The sequence below is a fragment of the uncultured Draconibacterium sp. genome (genome assembly GCF_913060805.1).
GTDB lineage: Bacteria > Bacteroidota > Bacteroidia > Bacteroidales > Prolixibacteraceae > Draconibacterium.
Map to the genome: position 1 here is coordinate 1 of NZ_CAJXTC010000060.1, position 18,157 is coordinate 18,157.

The 18,157-nt window shown below is 40.8% G+C and carries 20 protein-coding genes and 1 tRNA gene; 11 read left to right on the forward strand and 10 right to left on the reverse strand.

The window, feature by feature from the left end; all coding sequences use genetic code 11:
* Positions 1–448 (forward strand): hypothetical protein (locus tag QZ576_RS21675; protein ID WP_297101504.1); only part of this gene is annotated, 448 nt, incomplete at its 5' end.
* A 67-nt stretch (positions 449–515) separates the two neighbouring features.
* On the opposite strand, the gene QZ576_RS21680 is transcribed toward QZ576_RS21675, so the two are convergent.
* The 8 genes from QZ576_RS21680 to QZ576_RS21715 all read right to left on the reverse strand — a co-directional run bounded on the left by QZ576_RS21680 (position 516) and on the right by QZ576_RS21715 (position 5,904).
* Positions 516–809, reverse strand: coding sequence for an SNARE domain-containing protein (locus QZ576_RS21680; protein ID WP_297101506.1), 294 nt, complete (start codon positions 807–809; stop codon positions 516–518).
* A gap of 4 nt (positions 810–813) precedes the next feature.
* Positions 814–1,608: a relaxase/mobilization nuclease domain-containing protein gene (locus QZ576_RS21685; RefSeq protein ID WP_297101508.1), complete on the reverse strand. Its 795-nt coding sequence runs from the start codon at positions 1,606–1,608 to the stop codon at positions 814–816.
* Complete coding sequence (locus QZ576_RS21690; RefSeq protein ID WP_297101510.1) at positions 1,605–1,919, reverse strand: hypothetical protein; 315 nt, start codon at positions 1,917–1,919, stop codon at positions 1,605–1,607. The genes QZ576_RS21685 and QZ576_RS21690 overlap by 4 nt, the downstream gene beginning before the upstream one ends.
* Before the next feature lie 111 nt (positions 1,920–2,030).
* The gene (locus QZ576_RS21695; protein WP_297101512.1) at positions 2,031–2,915 is read right to left on the reverse strand and encodes a toprim domain-containing protein; all 885 of its coding nucleotides are present in this window, start codon (positions 2,913–2,915) and stop codon (positions 2,031–2,033) included.
* Positions 2,916–3,161: 246 nt separating this feature from the next.
* A complete protein-coding gene (locus QZ576_RS21700) occupies positions 3,162–4,331 on the reverse strand; it encodes a VapE domain-containing protein (protein WP_297101513.1) in 1,170 nt (389 codons plus the stop codon).
* A gap of 70 nt (positions 4,332–4,401) precedes the next feature.
* Positions 4,402–4,689 (reverse strand): helix-turn-helix domain-containing protein, encoded by a 288-nt coding sequence (locus QZ576_RS21705; protein ID WP_297101515.1) that lies wholly within the window; start codon positions 4,687–4,689, stop codon positions 4,402–4,404.
* Between the two features lie 179 nt (positions 4,690–4,868).
* Positions 4,869–5,288, reverse strand: coding sequence for a hypothetical protein (locus QZ576_RS21710; protein WP_297101519.1), 420 nt, complete (start codon positions 5,286–5,288; stop codon positions 4,869–4,871).
* A gap of 542 nt (positions 5,289–5,830) precedes the next feature.
* Positions 5,831–5,904 (reverse strand) — tRNA-Ala (locus tag QZ576_RS21715).
* 145 nt (positions 5,905–6,049) lie between these two features.
* Here QZ576_RS21715 and QZ576_RS21720 point away from each other — a divergent pair.
* From QZ576_RS21720 to hflX, 3 genes are all read left to right on the forward strand, one after another.
* Positions 6,050–6,736: an energy transducer TonB gene (locus QZ576_RS21720; RefSeq protein ID WP_297101521.1), complete on the forward strand. Its 687-nt coding sequence runs from the start codon at positions 6,050–6,052 to the stop codon at positions 6,734–6,736.
* A gap of 108 nt (positions 6,737–6,844) precedes the next feature.
* Positions 6,845–7,534: an energy transducer TonB gene (locus QZ576_RS21725; RefSeq protein WP_297101523.1), complete on the forward strand. Its 690-nt coding sequence runs from the start codon at positions 6,845–6,847 to the stop codon at positions 7,532–7,534.
* A gap of 74 nt (positions 7,535–7,608) precedes the next feature.
* A complete protein-coding gene (gene hflX / locus QZ576_RS21730; RefSeq protein ID WP_297101526.1) occupies positions 7,609–8,823 on the forward strand; it encodes a GTPase HflX in 1,215 nt (404 codons plus the stop codon).
* A gap of 13 nt (positions 8,824–8,836) precedes the next feature.
* On the opposite strand, the gene folK is transcribed toward hflX, so the two are convergent.
* Complete coding sequence (gene folK, locus QZ576_RS21735) at positions 8,837–9,328, reverse strand: 2-amino-4-hydroxy-6-hydroxymethyldihydropteridine diphosphokinase (protein ID WP_297101528.1); 492 nt, start codon at positions 9,326–9,328, stop codon at positions 8,837–8,839.
* Between the two features lie 77 nt (positions 9,329–9,405).
* Here folK and sppA point away from each other — a divergent pair, with 77 nt between their 5' ends.
* From sppA to QZ576_RS21765, 6 genes are all read left to right on the forward strand, one after another.
* On the forward strand, positions 9,406–11,193 hold the full coding sequence (sppA, locus tag QZ576_RS21740) for a signal peptide peptidase SppA (protein WP_297101530.1): 1,788 nt from the start codon (positions 9,406–9,408) through the stop codon (positions 11,191–11,193).
* Between the two features lie 102 nt (positions 11,194–11,295).
* The gene (gene lpxK, locus QZ576_RS21745) at positions 11,296–12,402 is read left to right on the forward strand and encodes a tetraacyldisaccharide 4'-kinase (RefSeq protein WP_297101533.1); all 1,107 of its coding nucleotides are present in this window, start codon (positions 11,296–11,298) and stop codon (positions 12,400–12,402) included.
* On the forward strand, positions 12,341–13,153 hold the full coding sequence (locus tag QZ576_RS21750; RefSeq protein ID WP_297101534.1) for a purine-nucleoside phosphorylase: 813 nt from the start codon (positions 12,341–12,343) through the stop codon (positions 13,151–13,153). Before lpxK ends, QZ576_RS21750 begins: the two co-directional genes overlap by 62 nt.
* A gap of 50 nt (positions 13,154–13,203) precedes the next feature.
* Positions 13,204–14,148, forward strand: coding sequence for an SMP-30/gluconolactonase/LRE family protein (locus QZ576_RS21755; protein WP_297101537.1), 945 nt, complete (start codon positions 13,204–13,206; stop codon positions 14,146–14,148).
* Between the two features lie 6 nt (positions 14,149–14,154).
* Positions 14,155–14,862, forward strand: a complete 708-nt coding sequence (locus tag QZ576_RS21760) for a PrsW family glutamic-type intramembrane protease (protein WP_297101539.1) — start codon at positions 14,155–14,157, stop codon at positions 14,860–14,862.
* Positions 14,859–15,803, forward strand: a complete 945-nt coding sequence (locus tag QZ576_RS21765; protein WP_297101541.1) for a pyridoxal-phosphate dependent enzyme — start codon at positions 14,859–14,861, stop codon at positions 15,801–15,803. The genes QZ576_RS21760 and QZ576_RS21765 overlap by 4 nt, the downstream gene beginning before the upstream one ends.
* Before the next feature lie 236 nt (positions 15,804–16,039).
* On the opposite strand, the gene cls is transcribed toward QZ576_RS21765, so the two are convergent.
* Positions 16,040–17,491, reverse strand: a complete 1,452-nt coding sequence (gene cls, locus QZ576_RS21770) for a cardiolipin synthase (protein WP_297101543.1) — start codon at positions 17,489–17,491, stop codon at positions 16,040–16,042.
* 87 nt (positions 17,492–17,578) lie between these two features.
* On the opposite strand from cls, the gene QZ576_RS21775 reads away from it, so the two are divergent.
* Positions 17,579–18,007 carry a DUF6146 family protein gene (locus QZ576_RS21775; RefSeq protein WP_297101545.1) on the forward strand — a complete coding sequence of 143 codons (429 nt, stop codon included), beginning with the start codon at positions 17,579–17,581 and terminating at the stop codon, positions 18,005–18,007.
* Positions 18,008–18,157: the final 150 nt, after the last annotated feature.

Genomic DNA, 18,157 nt, shown 5'->3' on the forward strand with positions numbered 1-18,157 from the left:
ACTAAATAACCAATTGGGATGGTTAAGAAATAAAGTTTATGTTTTTCATCCGGGAATAAGCGTCAACCGTTGGAAAAAGGTAGATCTCGAATATAGCTATGAGCTACAGATAATCGATCAAACCTCGCAACAGGCCGATATTTCGGTTGTTGATCAGAAACATTCAGGGAGCATTTTTTATACTCCCGAAAAAAGACATTTATTTGGCTTGTCAGGCGAATACTATAGCACTAAACAAAGTGGGCAGCACAACTCAAATGTGCTTTTTGCCAATTTTTCGTACCACTTAAAACCGTCAAAAGGCAAACTTAAATATAAGCTGGAGATACGAAATATATTTAACCATTCCGAAATGGTACGTTATTATAACAGCGATATTTCACTTGTGAGAAGCAATTATTCTATTCGTCCGAGGCAGTTTCTTGTTACGGTTTCGTTGGGTTTGTAGTTACCTTACTGCAGAGAATTCGAAATGCTTTTTTATAAGATTGCAAGTGCTTGCTATATAAATACCTTCAAATAAATCTAAAAAGTATTTGAAAGATGAGCCAAATCATGATAGCTGCAATCAACCATAAAAACCACCTCGGAATAACAACACTCTTTTCCAACTTCCGTTTATGATCCTTCAGAAGCTGTTCCAGTTTATCGGTGTCAACCTCATATTTCAGTTTTGATGATTTAAGAATCTGTAATTGCCTGTCAATTTCAGGAGCAATTTCATTTATATTCTCAGTGGTTTGTTTGAGTGTTTCAATTTCGGAGGTTAAAATTTCCAGTAACTTTTGTTGCGATAAATTTTTTCTCATGGTATTAAAAGCTTATTCCAAAATCCCTTGAAGGACGGTTTTGTTGTTCTCGTTTTCTTTGTTTTTCTCGTTCAGCGCCGTACATTATTTCATAATTATGCAGAATCTGTATTTGCAAATTGGCAGCACTAAACTCCCGGCCAACACTACTGCCTTTTATGGTTTCCTCTCCAATCTGAAATTTCAACCCAACAACTTTTCCATCAGAGGCAACTCTCCTGTGGGTTTGGATTCCATACTCTTCCATCAATTGGGCATAATCATTAATATCTCGGGGCATTACTGTCAAAACCCGTTGGTGAGCTTCCTTAATGTAGTTGCCCAGTCGTTGTTCTTTTTGCTGCTGAATTTCTTTGGCAGTAGTAAATCCCCACTCTTTGGCCACACTTTCAGCAATACGCTGCGCCTTTTTGCTGATAAAGTGGTCCTTGTACGCTTTTCCGTCAAAATCAATACGGTTGACGAAAATATGCAGGTGCTGGTGTTTCTCATCGGTATGCAGAAAAGATATAAACTGATGGTCGTCCAATTTCATGCGATTTAGAAAGTCTCCGGCCAGTTTTGCAAAATCAGCATTGCTAAGTTTATCACCGTCAGGAATGGATGGACTCAGCACCATTGAAAATGTATTCTTCTGGCACTTGGAATTCAGGTTCTGAAAGATCCTGAACTCCGTTGCAATTTCCCTGGGAGTTTCGCCTGCAACTTTATTCCGGCTGATCTCCTTGGCTCCGGGCTTTTTCATGGCGTAATTAACAGCATTGACCGTATGTGAGATGCTTTTTGCTTTGCCGATCATTGTTCAAACTTTCCAAGGTGGATTTTAATCAGTTTAATTACTTCTTCCAATTCCTGGAGAACAGTTTCATTCTTATTAAAATGTTTGCTTCTTACCAGGTTCCCGATGGCCGTAAAATTGCGATGGTAGATGTGCAGGTTATTGTACACCTCCAATTCTTCGGGCGAAAACCGTAAGGTTACTTTCATGTTTAGTGATGCCCGTCGGGCAAATTCACTGGTACCTAATCCACATTCCTCGGCAGCCATTGTGATGGCTCTTTTTTCGATATTGCTTACTCTAAACGAGATATATTTTGTGCGAACTCTCATATTCTTTAACCTTTAAATTAATATTTAGAACCTGCGCTGTGCGCCCCTTTGCGAGCCTGGGAGCAAAGCGAGAGATGCCCATGGTGCAACCTGGGCACCTCTCGACATGGCTTACCACGGAGACCTCCGCAGACGTTGGTTTCGGGCTATCAACAGCTGATTCAGATCTTTTGTGTTTTTATAGATGGCCGACATATCGACACTGTTCGTTAGATCGGCCAATAACTGTTTGGTCGCTTTTTTACCAGCTGAATCATTATCGAGATAGAGACCAGCTTTCGGATAAGTTTGGGCAATCTTATGGATGCGGTTGATAAACGAAACAGAATTCAATACTAAAAAATCTGATTGGTGTGGTAAGCCAGGATAAAGCATTAGCAAACTAAAAAAATCAAACATGCCTTCGGTAACACTCAATATTTGTTTACCTGTAGTGAAATAGGAAAAGTCTTTTGGTGCTACAGCATTTTTAAAATACGGATTTCGAAGTTCCCAGCCTCCCGAAACATTCTCCAAACCCAAAGCGAAGTATCGTTTTTGATTCATCGAATAATGAACCTGACTGGCAAAACGGCTTGCAGTTTTTACATCTATTTTTCTTTGCAACAAATATTTGATCAAAGCCGGGTGCCGAATGGGGAGGATCTTTTCGATCTGTATTTCCGGTTCAGGCGCTAACTCAACCAAATTATGCTGCTGTTGAAAAGAGAAAGATGGAATGTTTTTAGCCAAGATTGCCAGTGCTTCATTGACACTGCAGCTGTTATTCATTTCAATTACCAGGTCAATAATATTTCCTCCTTTTCCAAGACCATGATCGTACCAGCGGTTAAGAACCTTGGAAACCTTAAATGAGGCTTCATTTTCCTTTCTAATCGGACTAAGGTACCAGTCTGAATGTTGGTTTTCTTTTACCGGTGAATGGCCGGATCTTTTCAGAAATTCTGTTATCGGAATTTCACGGGCTGTATCGCATTGTAGTTTTTCTTTTTTCATCAGCAAAATTTTTAAAAAAGTTGTTTTTCGCTTACCTACTTACCTATGGTCAGATTATCAATCTCTTAGTATATAGGTAGGTTGATTTTTCATCCTACCTATCTTACCTGATAGGTAACTTAGGTAAGTTCCAGGTAACTTAAATATTGTTCATCTTACCTAAGCAAAGCTCAGTGTTTATAGTACTTTTCATTCTTTTAGGTAAGTAGGTAACTTGTTTTCTGCTTTTTTACAGAAAACTTCTGTTTAGCCTGAGTTAATATTTGATCGGGCCAGATAGCCCCAGACCTGTCTTTTGGGGTGTTTTACCCGCTGAAAATTAAATCCCGACAAAGCTTTGCCAATATTGATGTGATTCAATCTCAGGTTTAGAAAGTTCAAAGCTATTTCAACATCCGAAGCAGTTACAAAATCTTCCATATCCTGAGATTTTTCGTAATACTTTGCAATTAGTTCCTGTTCGGTTGAGAGCCGGGTGTACTTCTTATTTCGTTCCTCGTTTTCAGTCACATCCTTTAACGAAAGTTCTGCGTCAAAATCTTCCAGCTGATAAGCATAATGATAAGCCTGGCTCCATACCTTATTAATATCCACTTCTTTTGAGTAGGCAAAATCAATTTTATCACGAAGTTCAAAACACAACCAGCGAACAGAACCGGTTTCATCACTGAGAAAGGATGCCATATTTGTAGATCCCACGAAAGAACAGATCCGTGGTAGGGTAGTGTTCTTTTTATCGTAGGGTAATCTTTCATTGATAAAAGTTTTCGAAAAGAAGGCTTTTAGCGCATTTACATCTTTTCTGGAAAGTACGGCCAGTTCGTCGAGGTTAAGCAGAAAATTTCGGCAAAGTTGAATGCGTGCATCCTTATCGTTGCTGATATCTTCAGCCATATATTCCGAAAGTAGTGGGGGACAAAGAAACCTGCACCAGGTTGATTTTCCTGAACTTTGGCCTTTGTGACTAAGAATGAAAGCCTGCTTGTTAAAATAGTCAGGTTCCAGAGCACACCTGACTGCTCGCACCAACCATTTCCGAAAGTGATACAGAAAGGCTTCATCTTCATAGGTAGGAACATAAGAACACAGTTTCTGTATGTAATCGATGCCATTCCATTTGGGTAACGATTCAAAATAGTTCAGGATCGGATTATGTTTTGCAATGAGTTCTGACTTGATAAAGATTTCCAGTTTGCCAGGCGAAATTTCAATCCCTGCTTTTGTGAGTTCAATAATCAGTGAATTGATATTAAGATAGTGCCACTGGTTTTCTCCAATTAATGAAATCTGGTAGTCATGAGATATTTCATTATACCTGATGTCGTATTTTTCAAAAAGATAATCAGCTGTGTAATCAAAAACTGTTTTCTTTTTTGGATTATTGGCAATGTATAAACCGGATTCTTTTTCTTCCATTTCTCTAAACATTAAAAGATTGTACCTGCAGGACACAGGTTTCAGGTTAATTAAGATTGGGAAAATTTTCTTAGGTGTTTTTATTCTCAATGACGAAATTGAGGGCATCTTCCTTTATTTCATCTGCCGATTTTCGTGCATTTTTGAGTAACCAGTTATTTAACTTCTCCTTATCAAAAAATATAACCTTGCCATTGGGTTTAGAATGTGGAATTACCCCGGAGGAAGTAAGTTTGTACAGGTAGCTACGTGATAAGCCGGTATAATCACAAACTTCGTCAAACGTTAATACTTTTTTATTCGAAATTAAAAGCCGCTCGATGCGGTCGAGCCGTTCTTCAATTTTAATATTGTCCATTGTTTTATATTTAAATTAAACACTGAACAAAAGCGCTTTTGTTTTCTAATTTTCGATATCTGAAAGCAAACGTATAGGATTAGAAAATAACCTCAAATATGTATGGTGGGGTATGCTTATGTATGCCATACATAAGGAAGAATTGTGAACAACTTAATTTTTGTGGAAAATATTTTGTACTATCCGTTTTTGTGCTGATTGATTAACTCTCTGATTTCCAGCTTCGGTTGATTGTTTTCCGTTCTCCTGTATAAATCAAATGTGGTGGGATTAATCGTAATTGGTTTGCCGGTATTATCGCAAAAATATTTTTCTGCGATTTCCTTTACTTTTTTTCGCTGAACTTTGTTCTTCCTCTTTAGCCCAGGGAAAATTGCGATTATGAACGCAAGTAGTGATTGTTGATTTGAGTCCGTGTTGTTGTTCCCTCCAGTGTCGATCCATCTAATTTTTTTTGTTTTTCCGAGTGGCGTTAAGTGGATAAAATGAGTTAATGCATCAATTTCACAGCCTAGATAGTTTTTTAACGAGTAATGCATTTCGCTGATAGATTTATCGTCCTTAATTATCGATTCTAATTGTACCCGGTTAATCTTCATGGATAGATCTTTTGCGATAGGGATCAATTTGGAGGAAAACTTTCTTGTCCATGTAAAATGTAACAGTAGTGAGCTGAGTGTCAGGTTCGATAATAAAAGTATTTGAATGAATAAATCCAAATAATACCTGCCGAAATATGGATAATTTTGCAGTGCTAGCAAGCAGCCATAAGCTATTCCGCCGAAAACAATGTAGAACAGCAGTCTGGGTTTTTCTACGTGTTTATTCCAGCTGAATTTCTGATTCAGCATATAGGGTACAAAAACATGAAAAATATATTTGTAAAGTAGTCGGGAAACCGGATACAATAGTATGAGAAAAAAGATTAGTTTGATGGTTGCTTGATTCATAATCGATGGCTAAATGGTTATGATAATTGCATTTGTATTTTTCTTTTCCAACAATGCTAATATAATTCACCAACTTTTGCAATTCTTTTTATTGACGAATCTTTTCCTTTTAACTATGATTTTGTATGTATCTGGTATGTATAAAAACAAAAAAGAGTTACAAAATATTTTGTAACTCTTTGAAAATCAAGTGGAGAATACCGGAGTCGAACCGGTGACCTCTTGACTGCCAGTCAAGCGCTCTAGCCAACTGAGCTAATCCCCCAAAACGTGGACGCAAATATAAAAATATTTTTCAGAATCAATCAAATAATTTTTTTGGTAAAGTTTTTGCTATATTAATAATACCTGCAGAAAACAAGAAGCCGGCGTTCTTTTATTTATTGACAATCCAATTAAAATTAGAACCCATGAAATCTAAAAAAACAAAGAAAGCTGATCTTGAAAGTAAAAAAGCAACATTGTTTCTGATCGGTTTGGTAGTCGCGCTTGGTTTTACATTGTTCGCATTCGAGTGGAAACAACCTGCACAAAAAGCCATGATTGTTCAGGGATATGCAGATTATATGCCTCCCGAAGATTTGGTTATTCCAAGTACAGCACGAGAAAAAGTGGAGCCTGAAAAGCCGATCATCAAAGTTCCGGTTTTTAAAGTTATTGAAGATGGTAAAAAAATAGATGAAGAATTAATCTGGGAAGGAGAGGAACCCGACGAGCCGGTAACAATTGATCTTGGAAACATTATGGATTACGGCGATGATCCGGGAGAAGAGAATCTGGACGTAATTTTAAACTTTGCTGAAACAATGCCCGAATTTCCGGGAGGAGATGCGGCTTTGGTAAGCTTTCTGTCGAAAAATGTTAATTACCCGTTAATCGCACAAGAGAATGGAATTAAAGGCAAAGTATTTGTGAGCTTTGTAGTTGATGAAAATGGGGACATTTATGACGTTACACTGGCGCGCGGAGTCGACGCATCGCTTGACCGTGAAGCAATTCGCGTAGTGAAATCGATGCCTCGGTGGAAGCCGGGAAGACAGGGCAGTACAGCGGTAAAAGTGCGCTACACCGTGCCCATAAATTTCATATTGCAATAGAAAATTGAAATGAATTAAAATTTCACTTGCATGTGAAGATTATTTTTTATCTTTAAGCCCCGATTTTGAAGGGCAAAAAATCAAATAAAACAAATAAAATAATTAAGTATGGAACTTAAAAAAACACCAAAGGCTGATCTGGAAATCAAAAAGAATACTTTTTGGTTGATAGGATTAGTTATCGCGTTGGGAGTTTCGCTTCTGGCTTTTGAGTGGACTACAAAGCCTACAAAAGCTGCTGACCTTGGTCAGATCCAAACAGCGGAAGTTGAAGAAGAGATCATCCCTATTACTCGTGAACAAGAGGTTAAACCACCTCCACCACCTCCACCACCAAAAGTAATCGAGGTGCTGAACATTGTTGACGATGATGTAGAAATTGAAGACGAGCTGGAAATTGAAGACACAGAGGCCGACGAAGAAACTGTAATCGACGTTGCTCCTGTTATCGAAACAGCTGAAGAAGAAGAAGAGGAAGAAGCTCAGGTATTCTTTATCGTAGAAGATATGCCGGAATTCCCGGGTGGAGACCTTGCATTGCGTAAATATATTGCCAATGCTATCAAGTATCCTGTAATTGCACAGGAAAACGGTATTCAAGGTAAAGTATATGTAACTTTCGTTGTAAGTAAAACAGGAAAAGTTACTGATGCTAAAATCGCAAGGGGAGTTGACCCTTCGCTAGATAAAGAAGCACTTCGCGTGGTAAATGCGCTTCCTGCTTGGAAGCCAGGAAAACAGCGTGGAAAACCAGTTAACGTATCGTACACGGTACCAATTAACTTCGTGTTGCAGTAAAGAATAAAAAACAATATTTTTGCACTCCTGTTTCTTTAGAAGCAGGAGTTTTTTTTTGAAAAAAATTAACGAAAATGATAGAAACAGCACCAGAAACAGAAAAAGCGGTTATTGTAGGACTGATCAACCAGGATCAGGATGAACGTCAGGCAAAAGAGTACCTCGACGAGTTGGAGTTTTTGGCCGATACTGCGGGTGCGCAAGTATTAAAAAAATTCACCCAAAAACTGGATATCCCAAATAAAGCCACATTTGTTGGCCCGGGAAAACTCGACGAGATTAATCAATACATAAAAGTTGTTGAAGCCGATACCGTAATTTTTGACGACGAGCTTACTCCAACACAACTCCGAAATATTGAACGCGAATTGGAATGTAAGATCCTCGATCGTACCAACCTCATCCTCGATATTTTTGCAAAACGGGCAAAAACGGCTCACGCAAAAACACAGGTGGAGTTGGCACAGTACCAGTATTTGCTTCCGCGATTAACACGAATGTGGACCCACCTCGAGCGTCAGCGTGGTGGTATTGGTATGCGTGGTCCGGGTGAAACCCAGATAGAAACCGACCGCCGTATTATTCTCGATAAAATCAGCCGGCTAAAAACACAGCTGGTAAAAATCGATAAACAAAAAGCTACTCAGCGTAAAAACCGTGGTAAAATGGTGCGCGTGGCTTTGGTGGGGTATACCAACGTTGGTAAATCAACCATTATGAATATGATGGCGAAGTCGGAAGTGTTTGCCGAGAATAAACTTTTTGCCACACTAGATACTACAGTGCGTAAAGTAGTGATCGAAAACCTGCCTTTCCTTTTGGCTGATACGGTTGGATTTATTCGTAAACTGCCACATGGTTTGGTTGAGTCGTTTAAATCAACACTCGACGAGGTTCGCGAGGCAGATATTTTGTTGCACGTTGTAGATATTTCGCACCCGGGATTTGAGGAGCAGATTGAAACGGTGGATACAACACTGGAAGAAATCGAAGCCGGCGATAAACCAACCTTCTACATCTTTAATAAAATTGATGCTTTTACTTACGAGGAAAAAGATGAGGATGATCTTTCGCCACGAACAAAAGATAATTTTACATTGGAAGAGTGGAAAAGCTCGTGGATGGCAAAAAGTAACACGCCGGCCTTGTTTATTTCAGCAAAAGAAAAAACGAACATCGAAGATTTTAAAGCTGAATTGTACGAAAAAGTGAAGGGGATTCATTCGCAACGTTTTCCGTATAACGATTACCTGTATAATTCGGACTGGACAAAAGGAATTCAGGAATAAAAGCAACCCGCTTTTATTCCATTTCAACCTTTTTAATCACCGATTTGTCGAGGCAGTTTTCCAGCATTTCGATGCTGGTTAAACGCCGAAGCGGGTGTTTCATTTCCGGGGCAATTTCAACCAGCGGAACGAGTACAAAACGTCGTTCGTGAATGCGCGGATGAGGAACGATGAGGTCCGGCGACTCCAAAAAATCGTCGTTAAAATACAGGATATCAATATCCATTTCGCGCGATGAGTAACGTTCGTTGCCGCGTTTTCGCCCAAAATCGGCTTCTATTTCATGGATGCGCCAAAGCAGTTCTTCGGCCTCAAGTTTGGTTTCAATAACCAAAATCTGATTCCAGAACACATCTTCGCAATGAAAACCCCACGGTGGCGTTTCGTAAACCGATGACTTTTGAATTATTTTACCTAATTTTATGTCAATCAGTTCGAGGACGCGAATAAAATTTTTATGCTTGTCGCCAATATTTCCACCTATTCCAAGAAATACCTTGTTCATTGTATCTTATATTTGTAATTCCTTGATCAAACTTGTACTCATTCACTAAAATAGAACATTAATTAAATTACAAAAATATGAAAGAATTCTTCAAATACGTATTAGCGACCATTGTTGGTTTCCTGGCCATCTCGTTAATCGGTATTTTTCTGATGTTTATAGTTTTTGGGGCCATTATTGCCTCGACCGACAAAGAGATTACGGTAACCGATCAATCGATGCTGGTTATTGATTTAAGCAAAAGTATTGTCGACCGTGCCCCGAACGATCCTTTTGAAGATCTTGAACTTCCCGGAATTTTTAGCTCGATAAAAACAATCGGATTGGATGAGATTAGCGAGTCGTTAAAAAAAGCCGCCAACGACGATCGGATAAAAGGTGTTTACCTGAAACTGTCGGTAACAAACGGTGGGTTTGCTTCAGTTGAAGAGATCCGAAATGATTTGATTGCTTTTAAAGACAGTTGCGATAAGCCGATTTATGCCGTTGCCGACCAAATGATTTTAGACCAAAAAGGTTATTATGTGGCAACAGTGGCTGATAAGATTGTTTTACATCCTGAAGTTTTTCTCGATTTCCGTGGATTAAGCAGCGAACTGATGTTTTACAAAAATGCCCTCGAAAAACTGGGTGTTGAAATGCAGATCATTCGTGGCCCGAACAACAAATTTAAATCGGCAGTTGAGCCTTACATGTTGGATAAAATGAGCGAGGCTAACCGCGAGCAGCGACTGGTTTACATGAATAGTTTGTGGAATCATATGCTGAAAGGAATTTCGGAGACGCGTAATATTTCGGTAGAAAAATTAAATGAACTGGCCGATGAAGCACAAACCTACAAGAAAGCCCAAAATATGGTGGAGAACGGTTTGGTTGACGCAGCAAAATACCGCGACGAAGTGCTTGACGATATGCGCGAAATTACCGGTATTGAAGGAACAGACGGAATTCCGGTGGTGAGTGTGAAAGACTATGCTAAAGTTCCGGTGAAAGGACAAAGTAAAAAATACAGCCGTAATAAAGTTGCGGTAATTTATGCCAGTGGCGAGATAGGAACTGCGGTAAGTGCCGACGAAGGAATTAACGGCGATAAGCTGGGTAAGGAAATTCGTAAAGTGCGTCAGGACAGCTCCTATAAAGCGATTGTTTTGCGTGTAAATTCTCCGGGTGGAGCTGTTTTCGATTCGGAGACAATCTGGCGCGAAGTGAAACTGGCAGCCGAAGAAAAAACATTGGTGGTATCGTTTGGCGATGTGGCAGCATCGGGTGGTTATTATATTTCGTGCCCGGCCGATAAAATTGTTGCCAGCCCAAATACAATCACCGGTTCGATCGGTATTTTTGGTCAGATTCCAAACTTTGGCGAACTGATGAACGACAAGCTTGGAATTACTACCGATGAAGTTGGTACCAACGAACATTCGAATTTTGTTTCGTTAATGCGCCCAATGACTCCTTACGAAAAACAACGCATGACAAATTATATTTCTATTGGTTATGATAATTTCTTGTCGCATGTGGCCGATGGCCGTGGCATGACAAAAGAGGATGTGGATAACATTGGACAGGGTCGTGTTTGGAGTGGCGAAAATGCAAAAGAAATTGGTTTGATCGATGAGTTTGGAGGTTTGGAAGACGCCATAAAATTAGCCGTTGAAATGGAAGGTTTGGAAGATTACCGCACCGTTTCGTTGCCGGCATTGTCAAGTCCGTTCGAAGAAATGTTCAAACTGGGCGGAAACGTAAAAGCACACATTTTAAAAAGCGAATTGGGTGAAAAATACCGCTATTATGAGCACCTGAAAAAGGCATCGGAAAGAAACGGTATTTACGTTCGTATGCCTTACGATATTTATCTGAATTAAGATTTTACCGTAATAAATTGAAGGATGTGCCATAAGTTATGGGGCATCCTTTTTGTTTACACCAAATCACGTTATCTTAGCCACCTATTTTGAAGAACATTTATGGCAAAAATTTTATTATATCCTCTGTCCTGGTTATACGGAATAATCATTTATTTGCGTAACCGGGCCTACGATCTTAAAATATTCAACTCGAGGGAGTTTGATGTGCCCGTAATTTCCATCGGTAACATTACTGTTGGAGGTACAGGAAAAACGCCGCATGTTGAATACCTGGTAAGTTTATTAAAAGAGAAGTACGAGGTGGCAACTTTAAGCCGCGGGTACAAACGTAAAACAAAAGGTTTCCGTTTGGTAGAAACTGATTCTACGGCACAAGAAGTAGGCGACGAGCCGCTGCAGATAAAAAACAAATTTCCTGAAGCTACCGTTTCGGTGTGCGAAAACCGGGTTTCGGGAGTGGAGAAACTGCTCGAACCGGCTAACGAAAAAACACCTGATGTGGTGTTGCTCGACGATGCATTTCAGCACCGACGGATTTCACCGGGAATAAACATTTTATTGATCGATTACAACCGTCAGATAAAAAACGATTCGTTGCTGCCGGTTGGTCGTTTGCGCGAAGGTGTTTCGCAAATGCGCAGGGCAAATATTATCCTTTTCACCAAGTGTCCCGAGGAGATCACACCGATTATGCGTCGGATTTTGCAAAACGATGTAAATCTGTTACCGTATCAAAGTTTATATTTTACACGACTGATTTATGGAACGCTGCAACCGGTGTTCGATGCGCCTGAAATTGATGAAGCGAACTATAAAAATGTAGCCTGCCATATGTTGGTGGTTACCGGAATTGCTTCGCCAAAACAAATGCATTCCTTTATTCGTAAGATGGGAACAAATATGGAAACACTAACTTTTTCCGATCATCACTCGTACAGTATGACCGATATTCGTGAGATCGAGAAAAAGTTCAGTGAAATAAAATCAGAAAGAAAGTTAATTGTGACAACCGAAAAGGATGCTATGCGTTTTAAAGACATCGGCGAAATGAGCGACGAGCTGAAAAAGGCCATGTACTACCTGCCGGTGAAAATTGAGTTTCTGGAAGAAGAAAAAAAATCGTTTAATAAGAAGATATTGAATTATGTTGGAGAAAATAAAAGCAACCGCGAGCTTCATAAAAGAAAGAATTCAGGCAAGTCCTGAGGTAGGGATTATTTTGGGAACCGGTCTTGGCGGGCTGGTAAACGAAATCGAGATTATCGATTCAATTCCGTACACCGATATTCCAAACTTTCCGGTGTCAACTGTTGATGGCCATGCCGGACGATTGATTTACGGGAAACTGGGCGATAAGGAAATTCTGGCCATGCAGGGCCGCTTTCATTATTACGAAGGTTACGACATGAAAGAAGTGACTTTCCCGGTGCGTGTTATGAAGTTTGTGGGGGTGAAAAACCTTTTTGTGTCGAATGCGAGCGGCGGTTTAAATCCTGATTGGCATGTTGGCGAAATTGTGCTGCTTACCGATCACATTAACTTTTTCCCTGAGCATCCTTTGCGCGGAAAGAACATGAATGAACTTGGGCCGCGTTTCCCCGATATGAGCAAACCATACAGTCAGCGCCTGCGCAACAAAGCAAAATTGATTGCCCTTGAAAATAACATCGATGTAAAAGAAGGTGTTTACGTTGGCGTATCAGGCCCGACTTTCGAAACGCCTGCCGAGTACAAGATGTTCCGCATTTTGGGTGGCGATATTGTGGGAATGTCAACCGTGCCTGAAGTAATTGTGGCCCGCCACATGGATATGCGAGTTTTCGGAATTTCGATTGTTACCGACAGCGGAGTGCCCGGCGAGATTGTAGAAATTTCGCACGAAGAAGTGCAGGAGGTTGCTATGAAAGCCGAACCTAAAATGACGCTTATTATGCGCGACCTCATAAAAAGTATTTAGTACATTTGGGAAGCAGATAAAATCTGCATGCAACCGGAAAACCAATAATTATGAAGCATACCGTTTTATTTCTTTTAGCAGTATTGTTGCTGTGTAGCTGTTCGGAAACAAAAACAAAACAAGCCGAATTGGTGCTCGATACAAAGTCAACACTTGGCGAAGGTTCGATCTGGAATTACAAAACCGGAGAACTGATGTGGGTCGACATTAAAAAGGAGATTCTGAACGTTTACAATCCGGCAACCGGTTACAATAAAGAAATGTTTACGGGGCAAATGATTGGTACGGTAGTGCCCACTGAAAGTGGCGATGCGCTGGTTGCTTTGCAAAACGGAATTTATCATTTTAATATAAAAACCGGGGCGAAAGATTTGTTGGTTGATCCGGAGGTTGATTTGCCGGATAACCGCTTTAATGATGGAAAATGCGACCCATCGGGACGGTTTTGGGCAGGAACAATAAGCCTGAGTGGCGACATGGAAGTGGCAGCTTTGTATCGTTTTGATTCGGATACCACGATCCACAAAATGGTGGATAAGGTCAGTATTTCGAACGGGATTGTTTGGTCGGCCGATAAAACAAAAATGTACTACATCGATACGCCTACACAAAAAGTTATGGCCTACGATTATGACGATGCCACCGGGGAAATCTCAAATCCGGAGGTTGCCGTAAATGTGCCGGCCGAACTGGGATCGCCTGATGGAATGACCATCGACGAAAACGATAATTTGTGGGTGGCTCTTTGGGGTGGCTCGGCAGTGGGCTGCTGGAATCCTTCAACCGGTGAGCTGATCGACAAAATTGAAGTGCCTGCAAAAAATGTTACTTCGTGCGCTTTTGGCGACGACGATCTGCAAACACTTTACATCACTTCGGCACGAGAACAAACAAGCGACGAAGACCTGGAAAAATATCCATTGGCCGGAGGTGTTTTTAAATACCGCCCGGGCGTGAAAGGTGTTCAGGCTTTCTATTTCAACGATGTAAACTAGCAAGCTATGAACCTCCTGGTACTTGCGCTGGCTCCTGTGGTTATTATTGCGGCTTACATTTATTTCCGCGATAAATACGAAAAGGAACCCTTGCGTTTATTGTTGTTTGCGCTGTTGGCCGGAGGATTGACCGTAATTCCCATATTATTTCTCGAAGGCTTTTTAGACCGTTTTACCGTGCAGTTCCCGTGGTTGCTGGCTGCAGCATGGAAAGCATTTGCCGTTGCCGCTTTTTCGGAAGAGCTGTTTAAATACCTGGCATTGTATCTTCTGATTTGGAAAAGTCCTGAGTTCAACGAAAAATTCGACGGGATTGTTTATGCCGTTTATATTTCGCTGGGATTTGCCGCCGTTGAGAATGTACTGTATGTAATGGACGGCGGATTGAGTACCGGAATTATGCGGGCAATTACAGCAGTACCGGCTCATGCAATTTTCGGAATTACCATGGGCTTTTATTTTGGGCTGGCGAAGTTCTATGAAAAACAACGCCAAAGCCTGAAACAAAAGGCGCTGCTACTGCCTATTCTTTTGCATGGTATTTACGATTTTATCCTTTTTACCGAAATCGGCTGGTTAACCATTGTTTTTGTAGGCTTTGTGGTGTATCTCTATATTTCGGGATTAAAACGTTTGCGCGAACTGTCGAAACAGTCGATATACAATACTGACTACGATTTGTTAAATGAAAAGCTGAGTAATACAAAACCATGAATATACCAAATTATACCGACGTTGAACAGGCACACAAAATCGTACAAAAGTATGCACACCGCACACCGGTATTGTCATCGGTGAGTATTAACAGCATTGTTGGTGCCGAGCTGTTTTTTAAGTGCGAGAACCTGCAAAAAGTAGGTGCTTTTAAATTTCGCGGGGCATGTAATGCGGTGTTTTCTCTGAGCGAAGAAGATGCACAGAAAGGGGTGGCGACACACTCATCAGGAAACCATGCAGCGGCGTTAGCGCTGGCAGCCCACATGCGCGGAATAGCTGCACATATTGTAATGCCCGAGAACTCACCCGGAATAAAAAAGAAAGCAGTAGCCGGATACGGTGCAAAAATTACCTTTTGCAAACCAACTTTGCAGGCGCGCGAAAGGACGTTGGCAAAAGTGATTGAAGAAACCGGTGCAACGGAAATTCATCCTTACAGTAATTTTAATGTAATTGCGGGGCAGGGAACAGCAGCCAAAGAATTGATTGAAGACAAAGGCGATTTTGATGTGATTATGGCACCCGTTGGTGGTGGCGGTTTGTTAAGTGGAACCGCTATTTCAACCAAACATTTGCTGCCTGCCTGTAAAGTTATTGCTGCCGAACCTGTCGGAGCCGATGATGCTTACCGTTCATTTCATTCCGGAAAATTCGTGCCTTCAGAAAATCCCAAAACAATTGCCGATGGTTTATTGACCTCGTTGGGAGAGCGGAACTTTGCAATTATTCTGGATAAGGTAGATGATATTGTAACCGTTTCGGAAGAAAGTATTGTGGAAGCCATGCGTATGATCTGGGAGCGTATGAAAATAATTATCGAACCATCATCGGCGGTGCCGCTGGCTGCCATCCTCGAAAAGAAAGTGGATGTGCAGGGCAAAAAAGTTGGTATTATTCTTTCCGGCGGAAACCTAGATTTAGGTAAGTTGCCGTTTTAGTCGTTGATAGTCTCTCTTTGCGAGCTACAAGTTTACAGTCTCAGTTGACAGGATTAAAATATTCAGGATCGAATATCCAATAATCAATTTTGAATAACCAATATCCAGCGATCCAGGATCAAGAATCTAGGATCAAGGCTCTTTAAGGATGCCATCTTTATCTGTTTTATATAGAGAAAGATGGCATCCTTTTCAACAGCATCCAGTATCGAGAATCCAGAATCCAGGATCCAGCCTCAAAACATCGGGCTAATAATATGCGCCAGCGATTCGCGTATTTTATCGAGAGGAGACCGTTTGCGCCATTCTCGGTACTTCACTTCGCGGCTTTGCTTCAAATCGGATAAAAAGTGTTGCTCCAGTTCTTCGGTAAATTCTTTTTGGTAGATAAAAGCATTGGCTTCAAAATTGGTTTCGAAACTGCGGAAGTCGAAATTACTGGTTCCAATGCTCGAAATGCAATCGTCGACCAGCAGGTATTTACTGTGGATAAATCCTTTCTGGTAAAGAAAAATACGAACGCCGGCTTCCAGTAACTCTTCCACATACGAAAACGAGCACCACTTCGATAGCGATGCATCCGATTTCTCGGGAATGATGATGCGCACGTCAACCTGGCTGAGCGCTGCGGTTTTTAGGGCTGTTTTCAATTCTGGTGGCGGCATCAGGTAAGGCGTTACAATATGAATGCGTTTTCGTGCCGAAGTAATGGCGGCAAAAAAGGCCTGTTCAATACTTTTCCAGCTGTAATCGGGGCCACTTGCCGAAACCTGTACCGGAACTCCCGGAGCGTCGGAAAGAGGAGGGAAATATTTGTATCCGTAAAGATTTTGTTTGGTAATAAAATACCAGTCGGCAGCAAAAATCACTTGTAGGGTAGTAGCTGCATCGCCGCCAATTTGCAGGTGTGTATCGCGCCAATGGCCCAGTCCTTTCATTCCTTCGATGTACCGGTCGGCAATGTTTATGCCGCCAATAAAGCCCATTTTCCCATCTATAACGATGATTTTTCGGTGGTTGCGGTAATTCACCCGTGAGGTAAAACGCGGAAAACGAACTTCCATAAACGGATATATTTCAACGTCGTTGGCCTGTAATTCCCGAAAAAACTTACGCGTCAGTCCCCAGCTTCCAACATCATCAACAATAATACGTACTTCAACACCTTCCTTCCGTTTTTTTATCAGCAGATCTTTCAGTTTATTGCCAATTTTATCATTCGCAAAAATGTAGTATTCCATGTGAATATGGTGCCGCGCTTTTTCAATTGCCTCAATAATTTTATCAAAAGTATGCTGGCCGTCTTTGAGCAGATGAAGCACGTTCCCGGTGGTTAGCAGCGAGTCGGAATTATTCAGTAATAACCGAATGAGTGGTGCCTGGCTGTGCAGTCCTGCCTGCGAAATAAGTTTATTTTGTTCGATGTTTTTTAGTTGTTCGGCGCTCATCCTGCGCAGTGCTTTCAGGCTTTTTATGCCTCGGCGCGAGAACATTTTTCGTTTGCGGTATTCCTGCCCAAAAACAAGGTAGAAGATCATTCCAAAAATAGGGATCAGAATCAGTACTAAAATCCAGGCTGCTGTTTTAAATGGCGATCGTTTCTCTAATATGATCATTAGCGCAACGGGGATTGCCGTAATAAGAAAAATCAGGTAAAACCAGTTCCAGAATTGACTCCAGTCAAACATATTTTTGGATTTTGTTTAGGTAAATTTCTGAAATTTATTTGAACAAAAACAATATTTGCTTCATATTCGTAGTTAAAGGTAGAAATGATGAAGGCAAAATACATATTACTGTTGATGTGGGTTGGAGGAGCGATGTTTTTATCCGCCTGTTCGGGCACAAAAAATATTGCTGAAAGTGAGAATTCGAGTGTTGAAGTAACAGGTACTGACAGTGTTGAGTATGATGTGGAAACATTTAATTCCAATTTCGATGTTTGGTATCAGCGGCAAAATACGCCGGCCAGTTATCGGTCGCAGTCGTATTACGAAAACTGGAACAAACAATATGTGAGCGCGTGGAATGCGAAATGTGCTTCACCATCGCGAAACTGGAATTTTGAACCGGTTGTTGGTTACGATCCGAATGAAGATTACGGTTTTGAAATGAACCACAAACTGTTCTACTATTTTATGTATGTGGAACGGATTCTGAAAAAGTCGATCATTCCCGGAGGCCCTCACGTAACTTTTAAGTAGTGGGATTCATTAGATTCACGCCACGAGTCAAATAATTTGGTTCTTCCTTCTCAAACATAAGAAACTGGATTTTGCCCTATTCTTATGATTTAAGCAAGTAAATTCTGATAATTTCTTTGATAAGGCTGATTATTTTTAATCACAGCAAAC

Bases quoted from the DNA above. Each gene is read 5' to 3' on its own strand.
- QZ576_RS21680 (WP_297101506.1), bottom strand. From the start codon at position 809: ATGAGAAAAAATTTATCGCAACAAAAGTTACTGGAAATTTTAACCTCC.
- QZ576_RS21685 (WP_297101508.1), bottom strand. From the start codon at position 1,608: ATGATCGGCAAAGCAAAAAGCATCTCACATACGGTCAATGCTGTTAAT.
- QZ576_RS21690 (WP_297101510.1), bottom strand. From the start codon at position 1,919: ATGAGAGTTCGCACAAAATATATCTCGTTTAGAGTAAGCAATATCGAA.
- QZ576_RS21695 (WP_297101512.1), bottom strand. From the start codon at position 2,915: ATGAAAAAAGAAAAACTACAATGCGATACAGCCCGTGAAATTCCGATA.
- QZ576_RS21700 (WP_297101513.1), bottom strand. From the start codon at position 4,331: ATGGAAGAAAAAGAATCCGGTTTATACATTGCCAATAATCCAAAAAAG.
- QZ576_RS21705 (WP_297101515.1), bottom strand. From the start codon at position 4,689: ATGGACAATATTAAAATTGAAGAACGGCTCGACCGCATCGAGCGGCTT.
- QZ576_RS21710 (WP_297101519.1), bottom strand. From the start codon at position 5,288: ATGAAGATTAACCGGGTACAATTAGAATCGATAATTAAGGACGATAAA.
- QZ576_RS21720 (WP_297101521.1), top strand. From the start codon at position 6,050: ATGAAATCTAAAAAAACAAAGAAAGCTGATCTTGAAAGTAAAAAAGCA.
- QZ576_RS21725 (WP_297101523.1), top strand. From the start codon at position 6,845: ATGGAACTTAAAAAAACACCAAAGGCTGATCTGGAAATCAAAAAGAAT.
- hflX (WP_297101526.1), top strand. From the start codon at position 7,609: ATGATAGAAACAGCACCAGAAACAGAAAAAGCGGTTATTGTAGGACTG.
- folK (WP_297101528.1), bottom strand. From the start codon at position 9,328: ATGAACAAGGTATTTCTTGGAATAGGTGGAAATATTGGCGACAAGCAT.
- sppA (WP_297101530.1), top strand. From the start codon at position 9,406: ATGAAAGAATTCTTCAAATACGTATTAGCGACCATTGTTGGTTTCCTG.
- lpxK (WP_297101533.1), top strand. From the start codon at position 11,296: ATGGCAAAAATTTTATTATATCCTCTGTCCTGGTTATACGGAATAATC.
- QZ576_RS21750 (WP_297101534.1), top strand. From the start codon at position 12,341: ATGTTGGAGAAAATAAAAGCAACCGCGAGCTTCATAAAAGAAAGAATT.
- QZ576_RS21755 (WP_297101537.1), top strand. From the start codon at position 13,204: ATGAAGCATACCGTTTTATTTCTTTTAGCAGTATTGTTGCTGTGTAGC.
- QZ576_RS21760 (WP_297101539.1), top strand. From the start codon at position 14,155: ATGAACCTCCTGGTACTTGCGCTGGCTCCTGTGGTTATTATTGCGGCT.
- QZ576_RS21765 (WP_297101541.1), top strand. From the start codon at position 14,859: ATGAATATACCAAATTATACCGACGTTGAACAGGCACACAAAATCGTA.
- cls (WP_297101543.1), bottom strand. From the start codon at position 17,491: ATGTTTGACTGGAGTCAATTCTGGAACTGGTTTTACCTGATTTTTCTT.
- QZ576_RS21775 (WP_297101545.1), top strand. From the start codon at position 17,579: ATGAAGGCAAAATACATATTACTGTTGATGTGGGTTGGAGGAGCGATG.